We start from the raw sequence: 22,936 nt of genomic DNA, 5'->3' as shown, positions 1-22,936 counted from the left end.
CGATCCGTTTCCTTTCCTCTTTTCGAAGTGCCGCCGCTTGTCAATGGCGCTTTCCCCCTCGCCAATTGCCAAACTACGGTTATGATGGCGCCAGTCGAAACACAGACCCGGTGATACATGCCCGCCAAGAAAACCATGCTCCGCCCGAAGAAACAGGCAACCATGGCAAAGACACCTCCCCTCGACCTTTCCTCCCCCCGTGGCGTTTCCTCCTGGCGTGAAGCCGCGCAATGGCTGCGGGCGCGCGGGATCGAAGACATAGAATGCATCACGCCCGACCTTGCCGGCGTTCCGCGCGGCAAGATGATGCCGACGGCGAAATTCACGGGCGACACCTCGCTTGCTTTGCCATCCGCGCTCTACCGCCATACGATCTCCGGCGAATATCCCGATGAGACCGCGAATTTCCGTTACGAGCCGCGCGACAGCGACCTGAAGCTGGTGCCCGATCTTTCCACCCTTTCCGTGGTGCCCTGGGAAACCGACCCGACCGCGCAGGTGATCTGCGACGTGGTGGATGCGGAAGGCAATTTCGTGCCCTACACGCCGCGTAACGTGCTGAAGAACGTGCTTTCGCTCTATACCGAAAAGGGCTGGAAGCCGGTCGTGGCGCCTGAAATCGAATTCTACCTCGTCGCCATGAATGACGACCCGGATTATCCGCTGCATCCGCCGAAGGGCCGCTCCGGCCGTTCCATCGTCGGCGGGCAAAGCTATTCCATCGCCGGCATCAACGAATTCGACGAGCTGATCGACGACATCTACCATTTCTCCGAAAAACAGGGCCTCGAGATCGATACGCTTATCCATGAGGAAGGTCCGGCGCAGCTTGAGATCAACCTGCGTCATGGCGACCCGATCGAGCTTGCCGACCAGGTGTTCCTGTTCAAGCGCACCATTCGCGAAGCGGCGCTGAAGCATGGCATCTACGCCACCTTCATGGCCAAGCCGATGCAGGGCCAGCCGGGTTCCGCCATGCACATCCATCAGTCGGTGGTGGAGATCGATAGCGGCCGCAATATCTTCTCCAATGCCGATGGCAGCCCTTCGAAAGAATTCTTCTCCTTCGTGGGCGGCATGCAGCGTTATGTTCCGAACGCTCTCGTCATGCTGGCGCCCTATGTGAATTCCTATCGCCGCCTGACGCCCGACATGGCCTGCCCGGTCAACAATGCCTGGGGTTACGACAACCGCACGACCGCCTTCCGCGTACCAATTTCCGGCCCGCAGGCGCGGCGTGTCGAAAACCGCCTGCCGAGTTCGGACGCCAATCCCTATCTCGCGCTTGCCGCCTCGCTCGGCTGCGGCTGGCTCGGCATCGTCAACAATATCGAACCGACCGAACCCACCGCCGATACGGCCAATGAAGGCTCCATCGAATTGCCGCGCGGTCTTCTGGAAGCCGTGGCGCTGCTGGAAGGCGAGGAGCAGTTCGACCGGGTGTTCGGCCATGAATTCGTGGGCCTCTATGCCGGTTTGAAACGCGGGGAGTTCGAGACCTTCATGCAGGTCATCAGCCCCTGGGAGCGGGAATTCCTGCTTCTCAACGTGTGAGGAACCTCGAGCATGACATGGCAAAGCCCGATTGCGCCGGGAATTTCCTGGTATCAGGCAACCGTTGGCGAGCGGCCGGACTATCCCGCTCTCGACGGGTCGAAAGAGGTGGACGTGGCCATCATCGGCGGCGGTTATACCGGCCTTCAGGCCGCCTGTAACCTCGCCGAAAACGGCGTCTCCGTCGCCCTCATCGAAGCGCATCGCTTCGGCGATGGCGCTTCCGGCCGCAATGGCGGGCAATTCGGCACCGGCCAGCGTTCCTTCCCCGACGAGATGGAAGAAGAGATCGGCTTCGAGCAATCCAAGCTGCTGTTCGACATTGCCGAGGACGCCAAAAACTACCTGCGCGGCTTCGCCGTCAGCCGCGGCATCGATATGGAATATCTTCCCGGGCAGCTCTATGTGGCGCACAAGGCCGCTTACGAGGACGACTATCGCCGCAGTGTCGATGCGATGAACAACCGTTATGGCTATCCGCATATTTCCTACATGGAACGTGCAGAAGCACGCAAACGTGTCGGCTCCACCCATTATTTCGGCGGCACGCGCGATACCGGCACCGGCCATATCCACCCGTTGAAGCTGCTGGTCGGGCTGGCGAAGGCTGCGAAAGCGGCGGGTGCTGGCATTTATGAAATGACGCCGGCGAAATCAATCCGCCAGACGGGCAGCAAGAGCATCATCGAAACGCCTTTCGGCACGATCACCGCGCCGCGGGTACTGATCGCCACCAACGCCTATATCGGCAATCTGGAACCGGTGACGGCCGCCCATATCATGCCGATCCGTTCCTTCATCGGTGCCACCGTGCCGCTGGATGCGTTTCCCGACATCATTCCCGACCGGGAAGCCGTGGCGGATTCTCGGTTCGTGGTGCGTTATTTCCGCAAGACAGCCGATAACCGGCTGCTGTTCGGCGGGCGCGAAGCCTATACGGCCGATACGCCGCGCGATATTTCCAGCCACATCCGCCGGCAGATCGCGGAAATCTATCCTGCGCTGAAAGATATAGAGATCAGCCATTCCTGGGGCGGTTCGGTCGGCATTACCCTGCCGCGCAAAGTCTTCGTGCGCGACGTCATGCCCGGCGTCACCTCCATCGGCGGTTATTCCGGCCATGGGGTGATGCTGTCGAACTATTGCGGCAAGCTCTATGCCGATCTCGTTCTCGGCAAAAAGGACATGCTGGCGCCCTTCGCGCAGCTGAAGGTGCCCTCTTTTCCCGGCGGGGCGTCGATGCGCGCGCCGCTGCTTTTCCTAGCGCTCTCCTGGTACGCGTTGCGAGACAGGTTTTAGGCCAATGTTTACAGACTGTTGCCGGCGGCGAACGAGTTGCCGGAAGCAAAATTCATAATTTCACATAACTGAGTCTGGCATTTTTAAATCGATTAGATTATTGATGCCCCAACCTTTGAAGATCGAGAGAATCGATATGAGCAGTCAGATCATTCCTGTTGAACCTTTTGATTGTGTCGTTTTCGGCGGCACGGGCGATCTTGCCGAGCGCAAGCTTCTGCCGGCCCTTTATCACCGGCAGGTCGAAGGCCAGTTCACGGAGCCGACCCGCATCATCGGTGCGTCGCGCTCGGTCATGACCCATGAGGAATATCGCAAATTCGCGCAGGACGCGCTGAAGGAGCACCTGAAGGCCGGCGAATATGACGACGCGCAGGTCGCCATCTTCCTGAACAGGCTTTTCTACGTGCCAGTCGATGCCAAGGGCAATAATGGCTGGGACGTGCTGAAGAAGCTGCTGGACGAGGGCAAGGAGCGCGTCCGCGCCTTCTATCTGGCCGTCGCGCCCGGCATTTTCGGCGATATTGCCGACAAGATCCGCGAGCACAAGCTCATCACCCGCTCGACCCGTATCGTCGTTGAAAAGCCGATCGGCCGCGATCTCGCTTCCGCACAGGAACTGAACGACACCATCGGCCACGTCTTCAAGGAAGAGCAGATTTTCCGTATCGACCACTATCTCGGCAAGGAGACGGTGCAGAACCTGATGGCGCTTCGTTTCGCCAACGCGCTGTACGAGCCGCTGTGGAATTCCGCCCATATCGACCACGTGCAGATTACCGTTGCCGAAGCGGTGGGCCTTGAAGGCCGCGCCGGTTATTACGACAAGGCCGGCGCGCTGCGCGACATGGTGCAGAACCATATTCTGCAGCTGCTTTGCCTTGTCGCCATGGAGCCACCTGCATCCATGAATGCGGAAGCCGTGCGTGACGAAAAGCTCAAGGTTCTGCGCTCGCTGAAGCCGATCGACACCAGCAATGTCGAAAAGCAGACGGTTCGCGGCCAGTATCGCGCCGGCGCTTCCGCCGGTGGCCCGGTCAAGGGCTATCTGGAAGAGCTGGAAGGCGGCGTTTCCAACACCGAAACCTTCGTCGCTATCAAGGCTGAAATCGCCAACTGGCGCTGGGCCGGCGTTCCCTTCTATATCCGAACGGGAAAACGCCTCGCGACCCGCGTTTCGGAAATCGTCGTCACCTTCAAGCAGATCCCGCATTCGATCTTCGACGATGCGGCCGGCAAGATCGAGGCCAACAAGCTGGTCATTCGCCTGCAGCCGGATGAAGGCGTCAAGCAGTCTCTGCTCATCAAGGACCCCGGCCCGGGCGGCATGCGCCTGCGTCAGGTCTCGCTGGACATGAGCTTCGCTGAAGCCTTCAACGTGCGCAGCCCCGATGCCTATGAGCGGCTGTTGATGGATACGATCCGCTCCAACCAGACGCTGTTCATGCGCCGCGACGAAGTGGAAGCGGCGTGGGATTGGGTCGATCCCATTCTCAAGAGCTGGGAAGATCTGGGACAGGGCGTGCAGGGTTATACCGCCGGCACCTGGGGTCCGAGCGGCTCGATCGCGCTGATCGAGCGCGACGGCCGCACCTGGCACGATGCCGATTGAGGGCCCGGCGATGAGCGAAACGATCCACGTCTTCGACACCGCCGCCGAACTGGCAACCGCTCTTTCGGCAGAGGTTGCCAAACGCCTTGATGCGGCAACGAAGGATCGCGGTGCGGCAAGCATTGCCGTCTCCGGCGGTTCGACGCCCAAGCTGTTCTTTCAGGCGCTTTCCAAACACGATCTCGACTGGCCCAATATCAGCGTGACGCTGGTGGACGAGCGTTTCGTGCCGCCGGAAAGCGACCGTTCGAACCACCGCCTCGTTGCCGAGAACCTTTTGCAGGACAAGGCGAAGTCGGCTTATTTCGTGCCGCTGTTCCAGCCGGCGGCCTCGCCGGAAGATGCGGCGACGCTTGCGACCGTCAAGACCGAGGCGATCTGCGATCCCTTCGATGTCGTCATTCTCGGCATGGGAACGGATGGCCACACGGCATCGTTCTTCCCCGGTGGAGACAATCTCTACGAAGCGCTGGACCTCGATGAACCGCGCGGCGTTTTGACCATGGCGGCGGAGAATGCCGGAGAGGAGCGGTTGACCTTCAACTTCTCCAGCCTGCACGATGCCGAGTTTCTGGTGCTGCATATCGAAGGTGCTGCCAAGAAGGCGACGCTGGAGAAGGCACAGTCGGGCGAGGATGAGGATGAAATGCCGATCCGCGCCGTGCTGAACCGGGCAGAAACGCCCGTGGATATATACTGGGCGCCATAAGCCAAACGCCACCGCCGCGATTGCGGCCCGGCGACAAAGCGCCCGAAGACATGAAGACTGAAACACGACAACCGGCCGTTCACCTCCCGGAACGCCGGTTGCCGACCAACGAACAGGATGAACGCCCATGTCCGCCGATTCCCGCATTCAGGCCATCACCGCCCGCATCGTCGAACGTTCCAAGCCCTACCGCGAGACCTATCTCGAGCGGCTGCGGCTGCAGGTCTCGAAGGGCGTTCACCGTTCCGTGCTTTCCTGCGGCAATCTCGCGCATGGATTTGCCGTCTGTTCCCCCGCCGACAAGGACATCCTTGCCGGCGACCGGATTCCCAATCTCGGCATCATCACCGCCTATAACGACATGCTGTCGGCGCACCAGCCTTACGAGACCTTCCCGGCTATCATCCGCGATGCAGCCAAGGAAGCTGGTGGCATAGCGCAGGTGGCAGGCGCGGTTCCCGCCATGTGCGATGGCGTGACGCAAGGCCAGCCGGGCATGGAGCTTTCGCTGTTTTCCCGCGACGCCATCGCCATGGCCGCCGGCATCGGCCTCTCCCACAACATGTTCGACGCCGCCGTCTATCTCGGCGTCTGCGACAAGATCGTGCCCGGCCTCGTCATCGCAGCCCTCGCCTTCGGCCATCTGCCCGCCGTCTTCGTTCCTGCCGGCCCGATGACATCCGGCCTGCCGAATGACGAGAAGTCGCGCGTGCGCCAGCTTTATGCCGAAGGCAAGGTCGGCCGCGCCGAGCTTCTGGAAGCGGAATCGAAATCCTATCACGGTCCCGGCACCTGCACCTTCTACGGCACCGCCAATTCCAACCAGATGCTGATGGAAATCATGGGTTTCCACATGCCCGGTTCCTCCTTCATCAACCCCGGCACACCGCTGCGCGATGCGCTGACGCGTGAAGCTGCAAAGCGGGCGCTGGCGATTACCGCGCAGGGCAATGAATTCACGCCGGCGGGCGAGATGATCGATGAAAGGTCTGTCGTCAACGGCGTCGTCGGCCTGCATGCGACGGGCGGTTCCACTAACCACACCATGCATCTGATCGCCATGGCGCGTGCCGCCGGCATCATCCTCACCTGGCAGGATATTTCCGATCTTTCCGACATCGTGCCGCTGCTCGCCCGCGTTTATCCCAACGGTCTTGCCGATGTGAACCACTTCCACGCCGCTGGCGGCATGGGTTTCCTCATCAAGCAGCTGCTGAAACAGGGCTTTGTGCATGACGATGTGCGCACCGTCTTCGGACAGGGCCTCGAGGCTTACACTGTGGATGCCATGCTTGACGAGAAGGGCGCGGTTGTACGCCAGCCCTCGCCCGAGCAGAGTCACGACCCGAAGGTGCTTTCCAGCATCGAGACCCCGTTCCAGCCGACCGGTGGCCTGAAGATGCTGACCGGCAATCTCGGCAAATCGGTCATCAAGATTTCCGCCGTCAAGCCGGAGCGCCACATCATCGAAGCGCCGGCTATCGTGTTCCACGACCAGCAGGAGCTTCAGGACGCGTTCAAGGACGGCAAGCTCAACCGCGACTTCATCGCCGTCGTCCGCTTCCAGGGACCGAAGGCCAATGGCATGCCGGAACTGCACCGCCTGACACCGCCGCTCGGCGTGCTGCAGGATCGCGGTTTCAAGGTGGCGCTGGTGACGGACGGGCGCATGTCCGGCGCTTCCGGCAAGGTGCCGGCCGCCATCCATGTCACGCCGGAAGCTTCCGACTGTGGCCCGATCTCGCTTATCCGCGATGGCGACATCATCCGTCTCGACGCCATTTCGGGAACGCTGGAAGTGCTCGTTTCCGCCGCCGAACTGGCGAAACGCGAACCAGCGCGCGCCGATCTTTCCGGTAATGAATGGGGCATGGGCCGCGAGCTTTTCGCCCCCTTCCGCCGCAATGCCGGTCCGGCCGATCAAGGCGCCAGCGTTCTGTTCCATTGATTTTTGATGGGCGAAGGCCGGGTGCGGCTTTCGCCTTTCAACCCCACTTTGCGGCATCGCCTGAGTGCACCCCTCATAGCCGAGAGCTGGCGCAGAAACCACTTTATTTCCCACGTCTTAAACGTCAGACTTGTCATGCGGCTGTGATGATCGCCCTTTAGGGCCTTCTCAGCCAGCCGCGGGACGGCGGTGCAGTTTCGGATGATGGGGCCTGATATGACGATTTTCTCGAGCAAACGCCGCGATGTGCTGAAGCTTATGGCGGGCACCGCGCTGTTGCCGCTGATGGTGGCGGCAAAGCCGGCTATGGCGCAGGACGTGGCGCTGCGTGCAATCGTCATCTCCGACCTGCATTCGGCCTATGAGCGTATCGGCCAGCTTCTCGCGGCCATCGAAACGCGCATCGCCGCCAACAAGGCGCCTCATATCATCTTGCTGAACGGCGACCTTTTCGAGATCGGCAATGCCGTGGCCGCACGTTCGGCCGGCGAAATCGAATGGACCTTCCTGGCGGCGCTCGCAAAGCTCGCCCCCACCGTCGTCAATATCGGCAATCATGAGTCCGATATCGACAACGACCTTGCCAATTTCGTCAGCCGCGCGCAGGCGCTCGGCATCACCGTGCTTTCCAACATCATCGACAAGCGCAGCGGCAAGCCCTATGCCGCCGCCAGCGCCGAAGTGAGCGTCGGCGGGCGGAAGGTCGCTCTGGCGGGTCTTGCCACCAATGCGATCAACACCTATCCGAAGGCCACGCGCGAAATGCTGGACATTCCACAGCCGGTCGAATGGGCGAAAGCCAATCTGCCTGAGATTGTCAAACCGGATGCGATCAACATCGTTCTCAGCCATGCCGGCGTTGTCGCCGACCGCGATATACTGCCGCTCCTGCCGGACGGCACCCTCTTGGTCGGCGGCCATGACCATCTGAACTTCGTGCACGAACAGGGCGCCACCCGTTATGTCCATACCGGTTCATGGTGCACCTCCATGACGGTGGCAACGATTGCGGCTCCCGGTAAGGCTGCTGCCATAGAGACCGTCATGATCGATCGCAGCGCTCCCGCCTCCCCGGCTCTCAAGACGCTGATCGAACAGACACTCGAAAAGCACCTGACCGCAGAAGAACGGGCAATCGTCGGCAAATCCGCGAAGGCAATGACCGTCGACGAAGCCGGCCGCCGTGTGGCGCAACTCATCGCCGCAAAAACCGGTGCGGATGTCGGCTTCATCGGCCATACTTCGTTTGGCGCCGGCCTGCCCGAGGGCGATATTCGCCGCTACGATTTTAACGCCTCGCTGCGGTTCGACGGCAAGCTGATGGTGGCGGAAGTCGATGGCGAGGCGCTCGCCCAAATCCTCAAGCGCTGCAATCAGGATGGCGACATTCCGCTCGCCGTACGCACCGGCGACTATCTCTACGCCATGCCGGAAAAGCCGGAAGTGAAAGAGCGCTACAAGCTGGTCTGCAACGACTGGTCCGCCACCAACCAGAAATCCTATTTCGGCCGCAGCGACCTTGCGTTCACCGAGGTGCCGGATGTGAAGCTCAAGCAGACGGTTCTAGGCGGGCTTTCTTAAGACCCGCGTCGATCATCCGATTTTCAGAAAGACCGGATATCGAGCTTCCGGTCTCTATGCGCCGGATGCGTGCTGAACACGAAAATGCGGTCCAGTTCCTTCTGCGTCAGCATGCGCAGGAAGCGGACGTGGATGGTGTTGTTGGCGTTGACGCGCAACATCACGCAGCCGATCTTGGTGATGCGGGCGTCGGGAATATCGAGATAGAACTGGTTCGGCAGGTTATATTTCGTCAACAGCGCCAGCACCGCTTCAGTCTGGGAGATGCGGATGACATCGCAGCGGCGCGCCGCCATGTGCATCACGGCCTTTTCGGTATATTCGATGCGCGCGGCGTTCATGGTATCTTCCATGCGAAACCGGCTTTCGCGGTCATACATGAAGGATTCTTCCTTGCTCAGGTAATGGTTCCTGATGACACCCGTACCGCTCTGCACGCCCAGACTCCCATGCTCGATCAATGGATTGAGACTAGGTCATAGTCTTTAACAATTCATATCAGCGCAGGCTTAAACAGACCGGAAGCGGGACATTTCCGACATTTTTCCACAGCGGTAAAAAGGTCAGCAAAAACCCCGGAACGAGGAGGTTCCGGGGGCACGGTTTCGGTATCGACGGCAATTAGCTGCGATAAGTCTTGCCCTCGGCGTCGAAGAGGTGGAGCTTTTCCTGCGGTGCCGCAAAACGCAGGGTTTCGCCCTTGCCGACGGAAACGATGCCCGGCACCTTGACGATGATCGGCTCCTGCCCCTTGGGCGCTTCGAGATAAAGCAAAGTCACTTCACCGAGCGCTTCGACGATCGCGACTTTTCCCTCGAAAAGATAATCGTCCCCGGTGACGATGCTCAGATCTTCCGGCCGGACACCGAAGCTCGCCGCCTTGCCCTTTTCGGTTGCGCGCGTCGGAACATAAACGGCGAGCGCCTTGCCGCCGGCAAGTTCCATTGAGGTCCGCTCACCCGTTCCGGTGATTTTTGCAGCGATGATGTTCATGGCCGGCGAGCCGATGAAGCGCGCCACGAAAAGATTGGCCGGCCTTTCGTAAAGTTCGAGCGGCGCACCCACCTGTTCCACACGACCGGCATTCAAAACGACGATACGGTCCGCCAGCGTCATCGCCTCCACCTGGTCGTGGGTGACGTAGATCATCGTGGTATCGGCCATCTGCTCGTTGAGCTTGGCGATTTCGATGCGGGTGGCGACACGCAGCGCCGCATCGAGGTTCGACAAGGGCTCATCGAACAGGAAGACCTTGGGATTGCGGCAGATGGCACGACCGATGGCGACACGCTGGCGCTGGCCGCCGGAGAGCGCCTTGGGCAGCCGCTCCAGATATTGCGTCAGTTGCAGGATTTCGGCAGCGGCGCGAACGCGGCGGTCGATCTCCTGCTTGTTCTCTTTCGCGATCTTCATGCCGAAGGCCATGTTGTCATAGACGGTCATATGCGGATAAAGCGCATAGGACTGGAACACCATGGCGATACCCCGCCGCGAGGGCGGGATTTCGTTGACGAGCTGGCCGTCAATATACATCTCGCCACCGGTGATTTCCTCCAGACCGGCGATCATGCGCAGCAGCGTCGATTTTCCGCATCCGGAGGGACCGACGAACACGATGAATTCGCCCTGTTCGATCTGAAGATCGATGCCGTGCAGGACCTTCACCTGCCCGTATGATTTGCGGATATCCTTGAGAACGAGACTTGTCATGGGTGTTCCTCCCTCATCTGTCAGGCGTAACGGGCGAAGAATGCGCCCCATGCCGGAAGTTCTACGCTTCTGCCTTCAAAACCGCCTGCAAAGCCGTGGCCTTCGAGAACCTCCCAGTTCCCTTCCGGCAGCGTCGCCTTTGCGGGTGTCGCGGACAGATTGAAGAGGCAAAGCACGGTTTCGTTGCCGAGCGTGCGGGTGTAGCTCAGCACATCCCCCTCAACCGGCTGGAATTCGATGCCGCCCTTGGCAAAAGCGGGGTGCTTTTTGCGGAAGGTCAGGAAGCGACGATAATGCTCAAGCACCGAAGCCTCATTGCCCTGCTGAGCGCTGACGGCGCGCTGCTTGTGCTCGGCCGGAATGGGCAGCCACGTCTTGTCGGCGGTCGAGAAGCCCGCCTGCGCATGGCCGGCGTCCCACACCATCGGCGTGCGGCAACCGTCGCGACCCTTGAATTCCGGCCAGAACTGGATGCCGTAGGGATCCTGCAAATCTTCGAAAGCGATGTCCGCTTCGGTGAGGCCGAGTTCTTCACCCTCATAGATGCAGACGGAACCGCGCTGTGTCATCAAGAGTGCCGAAAGTATCTTGGCGAAGGCGTCTTTATCTTCGACATGCTCACCCCAGCGGCTGACATGGCGCACGACATCGTGGTTGGAGAAAGCCCAGCAGGCCCAGCCTTCCGGTGCGGCCTTGGCAAAATCCGCCTGCACATCGGCCACGCGCTGTGGGGTGAGCGCATCGGGCGCCAGGAATTCGAAGGCGTAGCACATCTGCATCTTGTCATCGCCGGAGGTATATTCACCGACGATTTCGAGACCGCGCTGGCTGTCACCCACTTCGCCGACGGCGGCGATATCCGGGAACTCGTCCAGCACCGCGCGGAAGCGCTTCAGGAAGGCGATGTTTTCCGGGCGGTTCTTGTCGTAGAGATGCTCCTGGAAATTGTAAGGGTTGACCGCCGGAGCGGTCGAGGCGTTGCGGCGCTCCGGCGCCAGCGCCGGGTTGTCGCGCAGCTCAAGATCATGGAAATAGAAGTTGATGGTATCGAGGCGGAAACCATCGACGCCGCGCTTCAGCCAGAAGCGGGTGATGTTCAGCAGCTCTTCCTGCACTTCCGGATTATGCAGGTTGAGGTCCGGCTGCGAGGTCAGGAAGTTGTGCATGTAATATTGCATGCGGGTCGGATCCCACTGCCAGGCGGACCCGCCAAAGATCGACAGCCAGTTATTGGGCGGCGTGCCGTCCGGCTTACTGTCCGACCAGACATACCAGTTCGATTTCGGATTGCTGCGGCTGGCGCGGCTTTCCACGAACCACGGATGCTGGTCCGACGTGTGCGACATGACGAGGTCGATCATGACCCGGATACCGAGGCGATGGGCCTCCGCAATCAGCCCGTCGAAATCGGCAAGCGTGCCGAACATCGGATCGACATCGACATAATTCGAGACGTCGTAACCGAAATCCTTCATCGGCGAGGTGAAGAAGGGCGAAATCCAGATCGCATCGGCACCCAGATTGGCGATATGCCCCAGGCGGTCGGTGATGCCCTTGAGGTCGCCAATGCCGTCGCCATTGGAGTCCTGATAGGAGCGGGGATAGATCTGATAGATAACAGCGCCGCGCCACCAGTCCTTGTTGGGCGTCAAAGCGGAAGTCACCGAAGCGGTCATGGAAGTGTCCTGTCTGGTATGGGCGTTCATGGAATAATCAGCCTCCCTTGACGGAGCCTGCGAGCAGGCCACGCACGAGATAACGTTGAAGGGCGAAGAAAACGCAGAGCGGCACAACGATGGTGACGAAGGCCGAGGCGGTGAGGATTTCCCAATTGCCGCCGCGCGAACCGAGCAGCGCATTGAGCGCACCCGTCAGCACCAGCTCGTCCTTCTGCGTGCCAAGGAAGACCATGGCGACAAGCAGGTCGTTCCAGGTCCACAGGAACTGGAAGATGGCGAAGGAGGCGAGCGCCGGAAAAGACAGCGGCAGGATGATCTTGACGAAGATTTCAAAATCGCTCGCGCCATCCACACGGGCGCTTTCGATGATCTCCTTCGGCAGGCCGGAAATATAATTGCGTAGCAGATAGATGGCGAGCGGCAGGCCGAAGGCGGTGTGCGCCAGCCAGATGCCGGCATAGGTCTTGGACGGCACGCCGAAGATGGTGCCGATTTCATTATAGAGCCTGAGAAGCGGGATCAGCGACATCTGCAGCGGCACGACGATCAGGCCCACCACCATGGCAATCAGCAGATTGCGGCCGGAAAAGCTCATCCATGACAGCGTATAGGCGGCGAAGGCGGCAATGAGGATGGGGATGACGGTTGCCGGCACGGCGACGGTCAGCGAGTTGACGAAGGACTGGCCGATGCCTTCCGAGGTCAGGACCGTGCGATAGTTGTCGAGCGTGAAGACGGGCGGCGTCGCGACGGAGATATAGACGCGCTTGCCGCGAGAGCCTTCAAAGCTCGCGGCCTTGCTGTATTCATAGGTGCCGTCCGTATTGACGAGCAATGTTTCGCCGTCACCGATATCGGCCGCCTCGCCGGCTTTGAATGCCGTGGGCTCCTGTACGCGAACGCCGAAGGCCGCAACCTTGCCGCCCTGTCCGCTTTCGAAAACATTGCCGGATATGACATAGCGGTTACCTTCCTGCTTCTGCACCGAAGCATCGGCGAGGCGAACTGCCGAGGTCTGTTCGGAACTGGAGAAGGCCGTCCACCAGCCGGAGACGGTGATCTGGTCCTTGTCGCGCAGCGAGCTGACGAGAATGCCGAGCGTTGGCAGGAGCCAGAGCAGCACGACGACCAAAACGCTGGCATGGACGATGAGGCGCGGCAGGCCGATGCGGCGAAGGCGTTTGAAAATATTCATCTCAGCGGCCCTCCATCTCACGGTTCGCCTGGCGGATGTTCCAGACCATGATGGGGGTGACGGCCGCCATGATGATGAGCGCGATGACCGCACTTCGGCCGCTGTCGCCACCGCCGCGGAACATCCAGTCGAACATGAGATTGGCGAGAACCATGGTGTTCCATTGCCCGTTGGTCATGGTCAGTACGATATCGAAGACCTTGAGCACGAGAATGGTGATCGTCGTCCAGACGACGGCGATGGTGCCCCAGATCTGCGGAACCATGATCTTCCAGAAGATCTGCCAGCCATTGGCCCCGTCGATGACGGCCGCCTCGATGGTTTCTTCCGGAATGCCGCGCAGCGCCGCTGACAGGATGACCATGGCAAAACCGGTCTGGATCCAGATGAGGATGATCATCAGGAAGAAATTGTTCCAGAAGGGCATGGAAATCCAGACCTCGGGATTGCCGCCGAAAAACTCGACGATGGCGTTCAAGAGGCCGATCTGCACCTGCCCTTCGGCACGGTATTCATAGATGAACTTCCAGATGACGGAGGCGCCGACGAAGGAGATCGCCATCGGCATGAAGACGATGGATTTGGCGATGTTGCCCCACCAGATGCGATCGGTCATGACGGCGATGACGAGGCCGAAGAAGGTGCAGGCGGCCGGCACGACGGCGAGCCAGAGGATATTGTTGAAGATTGACTGCCGGAAACCGGCATCGAAAAACGCCCAGCGATAATTGGCAAGACCGACGAATTCGCTGCCGGTCCGGTCATAGAAAGACAGGATCAGCGTCGCGATGACAGGGTAAACCAGATAGACCAGCAGGAGGATCAAAGCCGGACCGATGAACAGCCAGGGCCGGACGGCGGCGCGGCGATTGAGGTTGCGGGATGCCTGCAATACGTCTCCGGAGCGGACCGGAAAGATCGCCTGAAGCACCTTGTCGGATAGCCAGTAATAGGCAGCACAGGCAAAGACCCCCGCCACCATCACGCCGATGGCCGAAACGAGTTGTTGAGCCATGTTCCCTCCCTTGATCCTCTCCGCGCCGCGCTGATTTATGCGGTCGTCGGGGCAGCGCCGTTGGTAAGGGCCCGGCAGTAAACCGCCGGGCCCGATCCGATATCTTTACTTCAGGCCGTCCCAGGCCTTCTGGATATCGCTGGCGACCTGATCGGCGGACTTTCCGCCGACGAAATCGATCATGCCGGTCCAGAATGCGCCGGCGCCGATCTTGCCGGGCATGAGGTCGGAACCGTCGAAGCCGAAGCTTGTCGCGGTCGTCAGGATTTCACCCTGTCGCTTCATCTGCTCATTGGCATAGGTATCGACATTCACGCCCTTATAGGGTGTCAGGAAGCTGGACTGCGCCATCCAGACCTCATGGGCGATCGGGGTTTGCAGGAATTCGACGAAAGCCTTGGCGGCAGGCGCTTCCTTGGTGATGGTGACCAGCGTGCCTGCGCCGAGAACCGGCTTGCCGAGGTCAGGCTTGGACGCGTAAGTCGGCATGTAGAAGAAATCCGCATCCGTTCCGACCTTGGTGCCCTCAGGGAAGAAGGACGGAATGAACGACGCCTGATGGTGCAGGTAGCACTTCGGCGGAATGTCGAAGAGGCCCTTGGGGCTGTCGCGGAAGTCGGTGGAGGCCACGGCCGCGACGCCGCCGCTGACATATTTTTCGTTCTTGGCGAATTTGCCGAATTCGTTGATCGCCTCGACCACGGCCGGATCGGTGAACTTGACCTCGTTGGTCGTCCATTTCTGGTAGACGTCGAGCGGCTGCGTGCGCAGCATCAGGTCTTCCACCCAGTCGGTTGCCGGCCAGCCGGTGGCGCCGCCGGAGCCGAGACCGATGCACCAGGGCGTGCCGCCATCGGCAACGATCTGGTCCGTCAGCTTGAACAGGTCTTCCATGCTCTCGGGCACCTTGTAGCCCGCTTCTTCGAAGTTCTCAGGCACGTACCAGACGAGCGACTTCACATCCGCCTTGAAGGGGAAGGCGAAATAGGCCTTGTTGCCGTCCTTGCCCTTGTAGCTGCCGAGATCGACCCAGGACTGGCCCGCGCCGTAATTTTCCTTGACCCAGTCGGCGGTCTTGTCGCCGAGCGGCACGAGGAAGCCCTTGGCGGCCAGATCGGCCAGAAGGCCGGGCTGCGGCAAAATGGCGATATTGGGCGGCGAACCTGCCTGCGTATCGATGACGATCTGTTGCTCGTAGTTTTCCGACGAGGAATAACGGACATTCACGCCGGTCGCGTCAGCGAAATAGGCGAGCACCGACTGAAACAGAGCCTCGTCCTCACCACGCCAGGGGCCGAAAATCGTCAGTGTTTGGCCTTTCAGATCGGCATGGGCCGCCTTGAAGTCCTCGTAGCTTTTCCAGTTGAACTTGGCGTCGCCGCCGGGTGCAAACTTCAGGTCGGCGGCAAAGGCCGCACCGGACAGCAAAGCCATGACGGCGGCCGTCGCCAAAAGAGTCTTCTGCATGTGATTTACCTCCCATCACATAAAAGGCTCAAAGCGTCCTCTCCAATCAAAGCGCTTTGGCTGCCTATTCATCTCATTGTCATCAAGACGGAGTCAAGAGGCTCTTTCTGCGGAAACGTTGCAGCGTCTTATGAATAGTCATATTTAATTCGGAAGGCGGCTATCCTTTTCGATTGAGAAATACGGTGGAGACTGGTAAAAATCTAAAGCGCTTTGGGAATTGAGGAGAGGCTTTGCCGTATTCTCGGGCGCGCGCATGGAGGAAATAAGAGACATGAACCTGAAACAGTTGTCGCAACTGCTGGGCATTTCGCAGACGACCATCAGCAGGGCGCTCAACGGCTATCCGGAAGTCAGCGCCGAAACGCGCCGCCGCGTCATGGAAGCTGCCGAAAAGACGGGCTATCGCCCTAATGCCGCGGCACAGCGACTGGCGACGGGCAAGGTCGGCTCCATCGGGCTTGTCATGCCGATTGGCGAGCATCACCGTTCCGACGTGCATTTCGGCGAATTCCTGAGCGGTCTCGGTGAGGAAGCATCGCGCAGCGGCTTTCATCTCGTTATCATGCCGACAGAGCCTGAAAAGGAACGCGAAGCCCTGCGGGGGCTCGCCGCAAGCGGCAGCGTCGATGGCATCTATCTCGCCTATATGAAGAAGAACGACCCGCGCATCGCCATGATGCAGTCGCTCTCCCTGCCCTTCCTCGTGCATGGCCGCTCCGTCGGCGTGGAAGAGGATTATCCCTATCTCGACGTGGATAATGAGGGCGCGTTCCGCGATGCGACCCAGCTTCTCCTCCAGCTTGGCCATACGCGCATCGGGCTGCTGAATGGCCCGGAAGGCTATGACTTCACCTATCGGCGCTGTCTCGGGGTGGAAAAGGCGCTTTCGGCAAATGGCCTGACATTGCATGCGAACAACAAGAGACACAGCAGCATGACCGATGAGGAAGGTTATCTCGGCATGGAAGCGTTGCTGTCACGCCCGGAAAAACCGACCGCCATTCTCTGCGCCAGTACCGCGCTTGCGCTCGGCGCGATCCGTTCGCTCAACCAGCGCGGCTTGAAACCCGGCAAGGACATTTCGCTGATCGCCCATGACGACGTGCTGCCGCTTTTGAAGCCCGATAATTTCTCCGTGCCGCTCACCACCACCCGCTCGTCACTCCGGGCGGCGGGGGTGCGCGTGGGCCAGCGCCTTATCAACCGGATCAAGCTGAACCAGACCGAACCGCATCAGGAACTCTGGAAGGCGGAACTTGTGGTGCGCGCCTCAACGGGGCCGGCTCCGAAAACGTAGAGGCTGGCCTCCATGCCCCGGCCGTCATACCGGCCTTGAGGGGCAGCGCGCAAAAATTCCTGTGCCGTGAAGATCGGTTGAACGCCGCAGGCTTAAAACTTCGGCGCGGTCAGACCCAGCGCTCGATGGGCGGCGATGACGGTGTTGGCCATCAGCATGGCGATCGTCATCGGGCCGACGCCGCCGGGAACCGGCGTGATGGCGGCGGCAACGGCGCTTGCCTCGTCATAGGCGACATCGCCAACCAGCTTGGACTTGCCTTCGCCCTTTTCCGGCGCGGGGATGCGGTTGATGCCGACATCGATGACGGTCGCGCCGGATTTTACCCAGTCGCCCTTCACCATCGCCGCGCGGCCGACCGCCGCGACGAGAATATCCGCCGTCTTGCAGATGCCGGCCAGATCCTTGGTGCGTGAATGCGCCATGGTCACCGTGGCATTGGCATTCAGCAGAAGCTGGCCCATGGGCTTGCCGAACAGGTTCGAGCGGCCGATGACCACGGCGTTGAAGCCGGAAAGATCTTCGCCATGAATGCCGCGTACCAGAAGCATGGCGCCGGCGGGCGTGCAGGAGATGAGACCGGTGGCGAGATCGCCGGTCGCGAGCTTACCGGCGTTGAGTACGCTCAAGCCATCCACATCCTTTTCGGGCAGGATCGACTGGATGATCTCATCGGAATTGAAGTGTTTCGGCAGGGGAAGCTGCACCAGAATGCCGTGAATGGAAGCGTCGGCGTTCAGTTCGCCGACCAGCTTGAGGAGTGCGGCCTGCGTGGTTTCCTCCGGCAGCGTGTGCTGGATGGAGTTGAAACCGCATTGCTTGGCCATCTTGCTCTTGGAGTTCACGTAGGCATGGCTGGCCGGATCGTTTCCGACAATGACAACCGCGAGACCGGGCTTTACGCCCTTTTCCGCCTCAAGCGCTTCTGCCGATTTGCGGACCGCCTCCGTTACCGAAGCCGCCTTCGCCTTCCCGTCAATCACAACTGCCATGCGTCCTGCTCCTGCTGGGTTACGTAGGCTCCGTATGGTGCCCCCTTCGCAGGAATGCAAGCGAAAATGCGGCGTTTTCAGGCTGTTTTGCGGTAGTCTTCGCGGCGATCGGCGTAATCGGCAAGACGCTCTCTCAGGAACGCCAGTTCGCGTCGCAATTCCATCAGTTCCTCGGCTTCGGCCTGGGCATGGTCGAAGTCTCCGGCCAAGGCTTCGGCCAGAAGCGGCGGAAGTCCGGAAGAGGCCGGATCAGCACTCCTGACCGTGCGGTTGCCCATCAAGACCTGCCGCACGCGCTCGTCCAGCGGCATGTCGTCGTCGTCATTGACGGCCTCGCCGTAATAATCGGCAAAGCCGTCTTTCTCCGGCTCGATGTTGTCCACTGTGGCAAGATCCTGCAGATCATCGAACACAGCCGGTTCGATCGGTTCGAACTCGGAAATCTGCAGAGAGTCGACCGGCGGCTCGACGGAGGATGGAAGTTGCGCGCCCTCTTCGATGAGCAATGCGCCCTCCTCTTCCTCGTCATGGCGACGGTAGCTCAGGAGATAAAGACTGCCCAGCAGGCCGATCAAGGCGCCGCCGCCAGCCAGCATGGCGGCCTGCGTCAGATCGCGGGTCAACTCGCCGGGTGCCGCCTTCTTCGCCAAACGGGTTTCGACCGCGGGCGTGGCGGATGCGGAGAGGTCGCGGCGTTCGCTTGCCTCCAGATAGACATTTCGCGCCGTTTCCAGTTCACCCTGCAATCTGGAAAATTCGCCGGGGGCGACACCGAGTTCGTTCAGGCGGTCGAGATACTTCTTTTGTTCGCCATTGGCGGTCGCGATCTCCTGAGAGATGCGCTTTTCATCCGCCCGCAGGCCTTCCAGCAATTGCCGCAATGCGGGGGCGGCAAGCGCCTGTGCGGCATCCACCGCATTCTGGGCGGCGATGCGGCGGGGATGTTTCGGGCCGTAATCGACCGAAACCGCAGCAAGCGCCATGCTGGCGGTCGAATGCTTCTGCCTGATATCCTCAAGCGCCGAAAAACCCACGCCGGCCGGCAGAGGCTTCGCAAAGATATCATTCGGCTTCAGCGCCGAAGCCGCCGTCAGATCGGCCTGAATGGCCAATTGCTGCCGGGTGGTTCGCGCCAGATTGTCGCTTACGTCGCGCAGCTGCTGTTCGAGTTGCTGCGCCTCGGCCATCACGGTGTCACCGTGGCGCATCTGGAAACCGTTCAGCGCGGCTTCCGCTTCATCGAGCCTTGTCCGCGCCCTCTCCGTCTCGCGCATGGCGGGCGTCATGGTGCCGGCCTTGCCATCGGCGATCACGCGCATCGAGAGGTAATCGGTCAGCCGCATGGCGGTTTCCGGCGTTGCGGCCTTGCCGGTCACGATCAGCGTATTTTCATCCGGGGTCAGTTCCAGCCGGATCGCTTCGCCCACCGCACCGTTCAGCGCCTCACGCTCGGATAACGGACGCGCATCCGCGCCAGTCAGAAGGTCGAAAAGCAGGCCAAGCTCGCCCTGATTGCGAACGCCGACCATATCGGCGGACTTCAGCTTGAGATCGGCGGTTATGCGGTCGAGCCCGGAGGGTGAAAGCAGGGTACGACGCGCCATCGCCAGAAAGCGGGCAGCATCGGGGGCATCGTAAGCGGTCTGGGAGACCTCGATCCGGGCCTGCGAAACATAACCGCGAAAGCCCGAATCGACGAGCAGAAGCGGAAGGGCAGCCCCGGCAACGGTGGCGGCGGCGATGCAGCCGGACGTCAACAGCCGCCGACAATGTCTGCGCCATTGCGATACGGGCGCAGCGACATCATCCTCGTCAGGGCGGATCGCCATCATGTCCGGATTGTCATCAACCATCTGAAGCCGTCTGCCGCCCTCGGTGCCGCCCGCAACGGGCGACTGTCAAAACCTTACGAGAGGTTAAAGGATCGTGGCAAACAAATGGTTAACGCAACGCCTGCGAGAACGGCCTCAGCTCTTGCCGAGCGCGATGTGCCAGGGTTCGGCGCAAAGGCTGTAGAGCCAGCTCATGTGAAGCTTGCGGAAAATTTCCGGCATGCCGGCCACTTCCAAAGACAGGACCTTGAACAGCGGGCCAACCGCGATGGTGACCCGCGCATTCTCGCGGCTGACGGTGCGGTGCAGCCATGTCTCCTGGTTTTCCTTCAACATTCCCGCCAGCAGAACATCCACCTTAACGCCCGATGCATCGCGGTTCAGCATGACGAAATCGTGCCAGGGCGCGTGCGCCCGCAACCTGGCGAGAACCTCGCCGATCTGCGCCGCATCATCTCCCGCCACACCGATCCGCTTCGGCACCGCCATATAGGTCAGAAGCGCCATGGTGAAGGCGACGCCGTCGATGGGCGCAGGCAAAGGCTCGCCATTCTCGTTGCGCGCGGCGACCCTCATTGCCTTGCCCTGCGGCAGAAGCAGGCAGCTTTCCAGAATCTCCCGGTAGGCATTGTCCTTGAGCGAAAGCTTGGCTTTTTCGAGAGTAAGAAAGGACAGCATCGTGTGCCCTTCACAGGCTGAAGCCCTGCCACTGACCAATTCCAGCGCCCCATTCCAATCGAGATCACAGACGCGCAGTCCGTGGATATTCCGTTGCGATTCCGGCCGCGCGAAACCTGACGCGAAACTCATTGCCAACCCCCAAATGCCAAACCCATCGCCACCGATCCGACACATGGCCTGCGGGATGGCGGTTCATGGGTTTGTTATACAGGTGCAGGTTGAATTTAGCTTGAAAGCAATCTCTAGAATGCCTGGGGATGCGGCAAGAGACAATTAACCAGAAGGATGCCGCAATTCCCTATCCCGCCGACGCCCTCGCCTCCTGGTCGTCAGTGGCTTGGCGCCGCTTCTTTCCCGGCTTCGGCCTTCTCGCCCTCGACGAGCTTGACCGAACGGGGCGTGCCATTGCCGTTCTGCTCGCGGATGTCGGCTTTCGACAGATAATCGAGCTGTTCGATCAGCACATCCTCGACCACCTCGTCATCGAGCCTCTTGTTCAGCCCCTCGCGGATGCGCTGCTTGAAGGCTTCGGGATCGAAGGTGGAAATATTGGCGATATTGACCATGGAAGAACCCGCAAGCAGCGTGAACAGTTCATCGGTCATCAGCTGCGTTGCCGGCAGCTCGATCTTCGCCATCTTGGTCTTGTCGACGCGCAGCGAAATACGGCTGAGGAAATAGCCGTTCACACCGCCATCATTGATGACGGGGATAGTGATGCTTTCGCCCTTGACCAGTTGCAGATTGGCCTTTTTCGCCCCCGCCTCATCCGGCGCGGGCGCCGTCGCCAACTGGACGGAGAAATACACCGCGCCGAGCGTGACGGCGCAAACCCAGACGCCAGTGAGAAGAAGCTTCAACATCAGGAGGCTGCGCCGTACATGAACTGTTCCTGCGAATAGGTGCCGTCCGTATCGGCTTCCTGGATGGCGTTCTTCAAGAGGTCCGCGACCGCGCGAACCGCATTCAGATGCGCCTCGACGCGGCTGGCATTGGTGGCGAGCTTGGACTTGATGCCCTTGACCTGCTCCATGTAACCGGCGGCGATTTCCTCGCGCGGCGTATCGCGGAACAGCATCGTCAGCTCATAGAGGCAACGGCTCTTGTGGGCGTTGGAGACCTTGAAGTCGAACTTGGGGTCCTTACCGATATTGTCGTTCTCGTTGTCGATGATCATCTCAAGGCGGCCGAGAACGGATTGGATACGGTGGTCGTTCGACATAAGGTCCATGCTTGTCTCCTCGTTAACGTTTTTCATTCTCAAGCCTCGTCCGTTTTCTCATTGGAAACGCCGAGAACCTGCCGCTCGAACTCCGCCACCATCCGAATTGCAGCATTATTGTCTTTTTCATTCATCGATACGTCGGTAATGCCTTTGCTTTCAGCCTTCCGAAGCGCATCCTTGTAAGCCTGCTCCGCGATGCCGACGCCGCCATTTCTGGAAATCGTGTCGGCAAACTGTTCGGCCATCATGCTCTTCCAGATCTCGCCGGCATTGCCCTTGCCGTAAACTTCCTCGCTGTCTTTCGGCAGCATGTTGGCCACGAAGGTCTGGAGAACCGAGGCTTCATATTTGCGGTATGTTTCCGGGATTTCGGTGCGGGCCGCGCGAATATTGGTGTCGCCGAGTCCAGCCTTCGAGGAGGCGCCATCCAGCATCTCGACCGCGGCGCCAAAGCCCTTGCCGGCATCGGCAAGGCTGGTTGCGGCAAAAGCCGCCTTGTTCGCCTTGAGTTTTTCCTGGGCGACCTGAACTTCCTGTGGGTCCGCAGCGCGAACCACATCCATCACCAGATCACTTATCACCGATATCGCCACGTCCAGATCTCCCGAGCTGACGAATGGACGGTACAGAAAACCGGCGCATCCGCTCAATCAAGAAACATCGCCGGAGACGTCCTCAAAAACGCCCGCGATGCAACAATGGGACAGATTATGGATCGCCAACCTTGCTGGAGGCTGGTGTGTGGGAAACATTCGTAATTTCTAACAAATCATAGATTGCATTATCGTCGGCCTCGCGGTCCTCAAGATCGCGCGCAAGGTGCATCCTGTCCTCGAGCCGGTCAGCCTTGGTCTTTTCCTTCAGGACCTTGTTTTCCTGAAATTGCTGAACGCCTTCAAGCTGGCGGTCCTGGACGACGAGACGGCCGTAGCGGTCCGAATAGTGCCTGGAGAATGTCTGGTGCACCGGTTCCATGGAACTCATGGCCTCCAGCACGTTCTCCATGGATTGCGCAACTTCCGCCCGTGTGCGGGTGGTATCGGCCAGTTCCACCTCGGCCATTTTTTCCATGTGCCGCTGGACGGTTACCAGACGCTTGAGTTTGGCCGAGCGCTTGTCCGAAGCCATCGCATTTCC

Annotated in this window: 20 protein-coding genes; 7 read left to right on the top strand and 13 right to left on the bottom strand. The window is 60.2% G+C overall.

The window, feature by feature from the left end:
- Window positions 1-117 precede the first annotated feature (117 nt).
- The 6 genes from ACQZ5K_RS02440 (at window position 118) to ACQZ5K_RS02415 (ending at window position 8,703) form a co-directional block, all read left to right on the top strand.
- On the top strand, window positions 118-1,554 hold the full coding sequence (locus ACQZ5K_RS02440) for a glutamine synthetase family protein (RefSeq protein ID WP_035260676.1): 1,437 nt from the start codon (window positions 118-120) through the stop codon (window positions 1,552-1,554).
- Between the two features lie 12 nt (window positions 1,555-1,566).
- On the top strand, window positions 1,567-2,853 hold the full coding sequence (locus tag ACQZ5K_RS02435) for an NAD(P)/FAD-dependent oxidoreductase (protein WP_448739536.1): 1,287 nt from the start codon (window positions 1,567-1,569) through the stop codon (window positions 2,851-2,853).
- A gap of 136 nt (window positions 2,854-2,989) precedes the next feature.
- A complete protein-coding gene (gene zwf / locus ACQZ5K_RS02430; RefSeq protein WP_004432590.1) occupies window positions 2,990-4,465 on the top strand; it encodes a glucose-6-phosphate dehydrogenase in 1,476 nt (491 codons plus the stop codon).
- 10 nt (window positions 4,466-4,475) lie between these two features.
- Window positions 4,476-5,174: a 6-phosphogluconolactonase gene (pgl, locus tag ACQZ5K_RS02425; protein ID WP_020812896.1), complete on the top strand. Its 699-nt coding sequence runs from the start codon at window positions 4,476-4,478 to the stop codon at window positions 5,172-5,174.
- A 127-nt stretch (window positions 5,175-5,301) separates the two neighbouring features.
- The gene (gene edd, locus ACQZ5K_RS02420; RefSeq protein WP_448739535.1) at window positions 5,302-7,122 is read left to right on the top strand and encodes a phosphogluconate dehydratase; all 1,821 of its coding nucleotides are present in this window, start codon (window positions 5,302-5,304) and stop codon (window positions 7,120-7,122) included.
- A gap of 216 nt (window positions 7,123-7,338) precedes the next feature.
- Entirely contained in the window at window positions 7,339-8,703 is a 1,365-nt protein-coding gene (locus ACQZ5K_RS02415) for a metallophosphoesterase (RefSeq protein ID WP_448739534.1), read from the top strand.
- A gap of 23 nt (window positions 8,704-8,726) precedes the next feature.
- Here the strand turns inward: ACQZ5K_RS02415 and ACQZ5K_RS02410 are convergent, their stop codons facing one another.
- The 6 genes from ACQZ5K_RS02410 to ACQZ5K_RS02385 form a co-directional block, all read right to left on the bottom strand.
- Window positions 8,727-9,083 carry a hypothetical protein gene (locus ACQZ5K_RS02410; RefSeq protein WP_035236048.1) on the bottom strand — a complete coding sequence of 119 codons (357 nt, stop codon included), beginning with the start codon at window positions 9,081-9,083 and terminating at the stop codon, window positions 8,727-8,729.
- A 241-nt stretch (window positions 9,084-9,324) separates the two neighbouring features.
- Window positions 9,325-10,413 carry an ABC transporter ATP-binding protein gene (locus tag ACQZ5K_RS02405; RefSeq protein WP_448739533.1) on the bottom strand — a complete coding sequence of 363 codons (1,089 nt, stop codon included), beginning with the start codon at window positions 10,411-10,413 and terminating at the stop codon, window positions 9,325-9,327.
- Between the two features lie 20 nt (window positions 10,414-10,433).
- Window positions 10,434-12,089 carry a beta-galactosidase BglA gene (gene bglA / locus ACQZ5K_RS02400; RefSeq protein ID WP_448739532.1) on the bottom strand — a complete coding sequence of 552 codons (1,656 nt, stop codon included), beginning with the start codon at window positions 12,087-12,089 and terminating at the stop codon, window positions 10,434-10,436.
- A 37-nt stretch (window positions 12,090-12,126) separates the two neighbouring features.
- The gene (locus tag ACQZ5K_RS02395) at window positions 12,127-13,287 is read right to left on the bottom strand and encodes a carbohydrate ABC transporter permease (RefSeq protein ID WP_448739531.1); all 1,161 of its coding nucleotides are present in this window, start codon (window positions 13,285-13,287) and stop codon (window positions 12,127-12,129) included.
- A 1-nt stretch (window position 13,288) separates the two neighbouring features.
- Window positions 13,289-14,302 (bottom strand): carbohydrate ABC transporter permease, encoded by a 1,014-nt coding sequence (locus tag ACQZ5K_RS02390; protein WP_004432574.1) that lies wholly within the window; start codon window positions 14,300-14,302, stop codon window positions 13,289-13,291.
- Between the two features lie 105 nt (window positions 14,303-14,407).
- Entirely contained in the window at window positions 14,408-15,769 is a 1,362-nt protein-coding gene (locus tag ACQZ5K_RS02385) for an ABC transporter substrate-binding protein (protein WP_196378021.1), read from the bottom strand.
- A 274-nt stretch (window positions 15,770-16,043) separates the two neighbouring features.
- On the opposite strand from ACQZ5K_RS02385, the gene ACQZ5K_RS02380 reads away from it, so the two are divergent.
- Complete coding sequence (locus tag ACQZ5K_RS02380; RefSeq protein ID WP_020812905.1) at window positions 16,044-17,069, top strand: LacI family DNA-binding transcriptional regulator; 1,026 nt, start codon at window positions 16,044-16,046, stop codon at window positions 17,067-17,069.
- A 92-nt stretch (window positions 17,070-17,161) separates the two neighbouring features.
- On the opposite strand, the gene ACQZ5K_RS02375 is transcribed toward ACQZ5K_RS02380, so the two are convergent.
- From ACQZ5K_RS02375 to ACQZ5K_RS02345, 7 genes are all read right to left on the bottom strand, one after another.
- Window positions 17,162-18,061, bottom strand: a complete 900-nt coding sequence (locus tag ACQZ5K_RS02375; protein ID WP_448739530.1) for a bifunctional methylenetetrahydrofolate dehydrogenase/methenyltetrahydrofolate cyclohydrolase — start codon at window positions 18,059-18,061, stop codon at window positions 17,162-17,164.
- 77 nt (window positions 18,062-18,138) lie between these two features.
- A complete protein-coding gene (locus ACQZ5K_RS02370; RefSeq protein WP_448739529.1) occupies window positions 18,139-19,914 on the bottom strand; it encodes a hypothetical protein in 1,776 nt (591 codons plus the stop codon).
- Between the two features lie 114 nt (window positions 19,915-20,028).
- Window positions 20,029-20,703: a WecB/TagA/CpsF family glycosyltransferase gene (locus ACQZ5K_RS02365; RefSeq protein WP_448739528.1), complete on the bottom strand. Its 675-nt coding sequence runs from the start codon at window positions 20,701-20,703 to the stop codon at window positions 20,029-20,031.
- Window positions 20,704-20,903: 200 nt separating this feature from the next.
- Window positions 20,904-21,437, bottom strand: a complete 534-nt coding sequence (locus ACQZ5K_RS02360; RefSeq protein ID WP_004432561.1) for a flagellar basal body-associated FliL family protein — start codon at window positions 21,435-21,437, stop codon at window positions 20,904-20,906.
- Complete coding sequence (locus tag ACQZ5K_RS02355) at window positions 21,437-21,805, bottom strand: hypothetical protein (RefSeq protein WP_004432559.1); 369 nt, start codon at window positions 21,803-21,805, stop codon at window positions 21,437-21,439. The genes ACQZ5K_RS02360 and ACQZ5K_RS02355 overlap by 1 nt, the downstream gene beginning before the upstream one ends.
- Window positions 21,806-21,834: 29 nt before the next feature.
- Window positions 21,835-22,392 carry a rod-binding protein gene (locus ACQZ5K_RS02350; protein ID WP_035236043.1) on the bottom strand — a complete coding sequence of 186 codons (558 nt, stop codon included), beginning with the start codon at window positions 22,390-22,392 and terminating at the stop codon, window positions 21,835-21,837.
- Window positions 22,393-22,507: 115 nt separating this feature from the next.
- Complete coding sequence (locus ACQZ5K_RS02345; RefSeq protein ID WP_004432556.1) at window positions 22,508-22,927, bottom strand: hypothetical protein; 420 nt, start codon at window positions 22,925-22,927, stop codon at window positions 22,508-22,510.
- Between the last annotated feature and the right edge of the window lie 9 nt (window positions 22,928-22,936).

This window comes from Agrobacterium sp. 22-226-1, assembly GCF_053522345.1.
Note: the sequence above shows the minus strand (reverse complement) of the source record. Positions and strands in the feature narration are given on the sequence as shown.

Excerpts from the sequence above, each read along its gene's own strand:
- ACQZ5K_RS02345 (WP_004432556.1), bottom strand. The coding sequence starts at position 22,927 with ATGGCTTCGGACAAGCGCTCGGCCAAACTCAAGCGTCTGGTAACCGTC.
- ACQZ5K_RS02365 (WP_448739528.1), bottom strand. The coding sequence starts at position 20,703 with ATGAGTTTCGCGTCAGGTTTCGCGCGGCCGGAATCGCAACGGAATATC.
- zwf (WP_004432590.1), top strand. The coding sequence starts at position 2,990 with ATGAGCAGTCAGATCATTCCTGTTGAACCTTTTGATTGTGTCGTTTTC.
- bglA (WP_448739532.1), bottom strand. The coding sequence starts at position 12,089 with ATGACCGCTTCGGTGACTTCCGCTTTGACGCCCAACAAGGACTGGTGG.
- ACQZ5K_RS02380 (WP_020812905.1), top strand. The coding sequence starts at position 16,044 with ATGAACCTGAAACAGTTGTCGCAACTGCTGGGCATTTCGCAGACGACC.
- ACQZ5K_RS02385 (WP_196378021.1), bottom strand. The coding sequence starts at position 15,769 with ATGCAGAAGACTCTTTTGGCGACGGCCGCCGTCATGGCTTTGCTGTCC.
- ACQZ5K_RS02410 (WP_035236048.1), bottom strand. The coding sequence starts at position 9,083 with ATGTATGACCGCGAAAGCCGGTTTCGCATGGAAGATACCATGAACGCC.
- ACQZ5K_RS02435 (WP_448739536.1), top strand. The coding sequence starts at position 1,567 with ATGACATGGCAAAGCCCGATTGCGCCGGGAATTTCCTGGTATCAGGCA.
- pgl (WP_020812896.1), top strand. The coding sequence starts at position 4,476 with ATGAGCGAAACGATCCACGTCTTCGACACCGCCGCCGAACTGGCAACC.
- ACQZ5K_RS02415 (WP_448739534.1), top strand. The coding sequence starts at position 7,339 with ATGACGATTTTCTCGAGCAAACGCCGCGATGTGCTGAAGCTTATGGCG.
- ACQZ5K_RS02390 (WP_004432574.1), bottom strand. The coding sequence starts at position 14,302 with ATGGCTCAACAACTCGTTTCGGCCATCGGCGTGATGGTGGCGGGGGTC.
- ACQZ5K_RS02370 (WP_448739529.1), bottom strand. The coding sequence starts at position 19,914 with ATGGTTGATGACAATCCGGACATGATGGCGATCCGCCCTGACGAGGAT.
- edd (WP_448739535.1), top strand. The coding sequence starts at position 5,302 with ATGTCCGCCGATTCCCGCATTCAGGCCATCACCGCCCGCATCGTCGAA.
- ACQZ5K_RS02375 (WP_448739530.1), bottom strand. The coding sequence starts at position 18,061 with ATGGCAGTTGTGATTGACGGGAAGGCGAAGGCGGCTTCGGTAACGGAG.
- ACQZ5K_RS02360 (WP_004432561.1), bottom strand. The coding sequence starts at position 21,437 with ATGTTGAAGCTTCTTCTCACTGGCGTCTGGGTTTGCGCCGTCACGCTC.
- ACQZ5K_RS02355 (WP_004432559.1), bottom strand. The coding sequence starts at position 21,805 with ATGGACCTTATGTCGAACGACCACCGTATCCAATCCGTTCTCGGCCGC.
- ACQZ5K_RS02405 (WP_448739533.1), bottom strand. The coding sequence starts at position 10,413 with ATGACAAGTCTCGTTCTCAAGGATATCCGCAAATCATACGGGCAGGTG.
- ACQZ5K_RS02395 (WP_448739531.1), bottom strand. The coding sequence starts at position 13,287 with ATGAATATTTTCAAACGCCTTCGCCGCATCGGCCTGCCGCGCCTCATC.
- ACQZ5K_RS02440 (WP_035260676.1), top strand. The coding sequence starts at position 118 with ATGCCCGCCAAGAAAACCATGCTCCGCCCGAAGAAACAGGCAACCATG.